Genomic DNA, 3,759 nt, shown 5'->3' with positions numbered 1-3,759 from the left:
ATTTTTGCCCCGGCAGCCATTATGGCTGGCATCGCTAAAGTCCACGTTTTCAACACCTATGACGTGTCACCAATTGTCCAGGAAGCGGCGATTGAGGCTTTGACGGTTGGGATTGATGATGTCTTGCCAATGCGCCAAATTTACCAGGAACGTCGAGACCTAGTCTTAGCTGGATTGGAGAAGGCCGGGATTGAAGCAATCGCACCGGAAGGGGCTTTCTACATCTTTGCCAAGGTGCCAGCACCCTACACAGATAGCTATGAATTCTGCTTGGCCTTGGCCGAAAATGCCCAGGTCGGCGTAGTACCCGGTGATAGTTTTGGTCCGGGTGGTGAAGGCTACTTTAGAATCTCTTATGCCACCAGCACGGCTAATCTAGAAACAGCTATGGATAGAATTTTTCAATTTTTGCTGACACAAGATGTTGCAGAACCATCAGCAGAAGCATAGTATATGGAGAAATAAGCTGAGGGGAGAGTGGCTGAAAGTGAAAATTGATTAGTATTCTTGTTTCGTAACAGGAGATATTCAGCCCGTGCGTGTCTATGATTCACAATATTGAGGATTCTATTTTAGAGCAGCAAAACGACCAATTATCAGAAATCATGAATAATAATTTATCGATTTCTAAGTACATCTTGGCTAAGCAGCCGGATGATGAAATCTTGAATGAAATCGCCAAGTTACTTCAAATTAACGTCTTGATTATTGATTCCTTTGGCCGCGTCAAAGCCCATAACCAGTCCGCCGTGGTTAGCGATCAGTTGATTGATTACACCACCAAGCACTTGGACTTGATTAACATGGAAGAATCTCAGGTAATCTGCGACCGCTATACGATTTACCCGTTGAAAACGATTGATAAGTTAACCCGGCGGTTTGTGATTTTTGAGGCCTTGCCAGCAAAAAATTCAGCCCAAAACTTGTTGATTTCGAATATGGTCAACTTGCTAAGCCTGGAAAGTATGCAGGTCCACATTAATTTGAATAATAGCCGCCAGCGGAAGAGTGAAATTTTCGAGACGATTATTTCTCATCAGATTCCGTCTGAGTCATTTGCCAGTATTTTGAAGCTTAATGGCCTCAATACGACCGATAAATATCAATGTTTTGCCATTGATGAGGCAAATTCACTTAATACCGGGAACCACCAATACGTGATGCACCGGGTCGCTGAATATATTTACTGGCACTTCAATAAGAGTGACCAACCGGTCATCTTGTTCACGGTTAATTTTAAATTATTTGGTTTGATTCCGACCGTGCCGAACCTGCCTTCGTTACTAAAAGACCTCAATCAATTTTTACTCGACCAGTTTCCCCAAGAGCATCACTTAATCGGTTATACCGAATATGAAAAGACCCTGATCAATTTCAAGCAATTGTTAGAAGAGTCGGATAAGGCCCTCGATACGGCCAAAGCACGGAAGCAAAAGACGCCCCACAAATTTAGCCCGCAGCAAGTGGTCGACGTCTTGCACCTAATTCCCAAAAACGAAGCCTTAATCTTTGTTCATGCCGTTTTAGACCCAATTTTAAAATTAAAAACGAGCGAGAAGGAGCAATGTCTGACCCTCTTAGCCAAGTTTTTTGCCTTGAATGAATCCATCTCGCGGGCAGCCGACGACCTGTTCATTCACCGCAACACGGCCTTTTACCGGCTGAAGAAAATTGAGAAAACCTTGGACATGGAAGTTGGGACTGAAAGTGATAACGAGAAGCTCCGCCTAGCGGTCCAACTCTACGGGATTTACTGTTAAACCCGATTGCTGGTGTGCTGGTCTGCTCTGTGGTTTCCGACTGTTATTCTGACTAAGAAAGAACCAGGTGGTCGGTACTTAGAAGGAGAAAATATATGGACTTTGATCAAAGCAAGGACTTACTAAAGGACCTCATCGCCATTGAAACTGTCGGTGGCAATGAGGGCGAAATGGCCAGCTATTTGGCCGAGTTCCTGACTGCCAACGGAATTAAAAATCAAATCTTTGAGCTTAAGCCCGGGCGGTATAACTTGGTTGCCGAAATTGGTGACCAACCCAGTCCCGTCCTCGTGTTCGAAGGTCACCAGGATGTTGTTAGTCTGGTCGACCCGGACCAGTGGACTCACGCTCCCTTTGGGTCTGAGATTGTTGGTAAAAAGCTTTACGGACGGGGTAGCAGTGACATGAAGGGTGGCCTGGCTGCTGAAATCACGGCCATCGTTAATTTGAAAGAAAGTGGTCAACCCATCAATGGAACCATCCGCTTGCTGGTAACCGTTGGCGAAGAGTCGAGCCGCTACGACCACATGCAGGGAGCTCAGTACTTTGCGGACAATGGGTACTTGGACGATGTTACCGCTATGATTGTCGGCGAACCCAGTAGTCTGCCACTGGATTGGCTCAATAGCGAGGCCAAGTCGAAGCCATTTTCTTTGACGGCCTTCGAACGGGCAAGTCTGATGGCGGCCAACCATAATAGTGAACAATTTATGGTCAACTTTTCTCATCGGGGTTCGGTGACCTATGAGGTCCGAGCAACAGGAAAAGCGGCGCATAGTTCAACACCAGAGCTAGGTATTAACGCCATTGATTCCCTCATGCAATTCTATAACGCCCAGGAAGAGTACTTCCAAACCTTTTCAGCCGTTGACCCGGTCTTGGGGCCAACAACTCCGGTCGTTACTAAGATTACTGGCGGCAACCAGTTGAACTCGGTGCCAGCCACGGCTTCGGTCTTTGGTAAGATTCGGACCATCCCGGCGGAAAGCAACCAGGATATCGAAGCGGACCTTCGGGCCTTGGTCGATAGGGTCAACCAGGAAACAGAAGCGGACCTGGCTTTTCATTTGATTGGCAGTAAGATGCCCGTCAGTGGGTCGGCTGATAATCCCTTGATGCAAAACCTGCAACGCTTAGGTGAAGAATACCTTCACCAGACAGTTCCACTCGGGGGAATGAAGGCCGAAACGGACGGGTCGGAATACTTCAAACGGAATCCTGACCTGGCCATTGCGGTCTTTGGCCCCGGCAATATGACTGCCCACCAAATCGATGAATACCTGGACTTAGACAATTTTGCGGCCTTCATCCAGATTTATGAAGAAGCAGCCCGCGACTTCTTTGCACCAACGGGTATAGTAGAAAGTGACCAAGGACCAGCCGCAGTTAACAACGCCGGTAGTTTGGGCTAAAGAGAGGGAGTGCATTCGATGGATTTTGCAGAAAGTACAGCCCTGTTAAAGGACTTAATCAAGATTGATACGATTGGTGGTAACGAGGGCAAGACGGCCGACTACCTAGCCGACTTCCTCGCCCGTCAGGGCATCCAAGCCGAGAAAATTAAAATCGAGGATGGCCGGTACAATTTGGTCGCTGAATTTGGTGACCAACCCAGTCCGGTTCTGGCCTTCGAAGGGCACCAGGATGTTGTTGGCTTAGTCGACCGGTCCTTATGGGAACACCAACCCTTTGGTGGTGAAATCGAGGACAACCGGATGTATGGCCGGGGAACCAGTGACATGAAGGGTGGCCTTGCCGCCGAAGTGACGGCCATGGTTAATTTGAAAGAAAGTGGCCAGCCCATCAATGGAACCATCCGCTTCCTGGTCACGATTGGTGAAGAATCGAGCCAACATGACCACATGCAGGGGGCCCAATACTTTGCGGAAAACGGCTATGTCGATGACGTCGACGCCATGATTGTGGCCGAACCGGCTAGTGCCCCGGTGGCTTGGCTCCAGGGACCCGACGGGCTCGACCCCTTCGAATTGGGGCCGGC

General features: G+C 48.4%; 4 protein-coding genes. All 4 read left to right on the top strand.

Translation table 11 applies throughout. The annotated features are described in order from the left end of the window. On the top strand, positions 1 to 450 hold a 450-nt coding region (locus AOQ29_RS08005), incomplete at its 5' end, for a pyridoxal phosphate-dependent aminotransferase (protein ID WP_158530749.1). A 95-nt stretch (positions 451 to 545) separates the two neighbouring features. Continuing rightward, positions 546 to 1,760 (top strand): PucR family transcriptional regulator, encoded by a 1,215-nt coding sequence (locus AOQ29_RS04175; protein ID WP_061993274.1) that lies wholly within the window; start codon positions 546 to 548, stop codon positions 1,758 to 1,760. Between the two features lie 95 nt (positions 1,761 to 1,855). Beyond that, the gene (locus tag AOQ29_RS04170) at positions 1,856 to 3,172 is read left to right on the top strand and encodes a M20/M25/M40 family metallo-hydrolase (protein ID WP_083989282.1); all 1,317 of its coding nucleotides are present in this window, start codon (positions 1,856 to 1,858) and stop codon (positions 3,170 to 3,172) included. Between the two features lie 18 nt (positions 3,173 to 3,190). After that, positions 3,191 to 3,759, top strand: a 569-nt coding sequence (locus AOQ29_RS08000) for a M20/M25/M40 family metallo-hydrolase (protein WP_242977395.1), incomplete at its 3' end; no start/stop codon positions are given.

The organism is Fructobacillus ficulneus, from assembly GCF_001047075.2.
GTDB classification, from domain to species: Bacteria; Bacillota; Bacilli; order Lactobacillales; family Lactobacillaceae; genus Fructobacillus; species Fructobacillus ficulneus.
The sequence above is the reverse complement of the archived record's forward strand: the minus strand, read 5'-3'. Positions and strand labels throughout refer to the sequence as shown.

Coding starts and splice junctions, on each gene's coding strand:
- AOQ29_RS04175 (WP_061993274.1), top strand. CDS start 546: ATGATTCACAATATTGAGGATTCTATTTTAGAGCAGCAAAACGACCAA.
- AOQ29_RS04170 (WP_083989282.1), top strand. CDS start 1,856: ATGGACTTTGATCAAAGCAAGGACTTACTAAAGGACCTCATCGCCATT.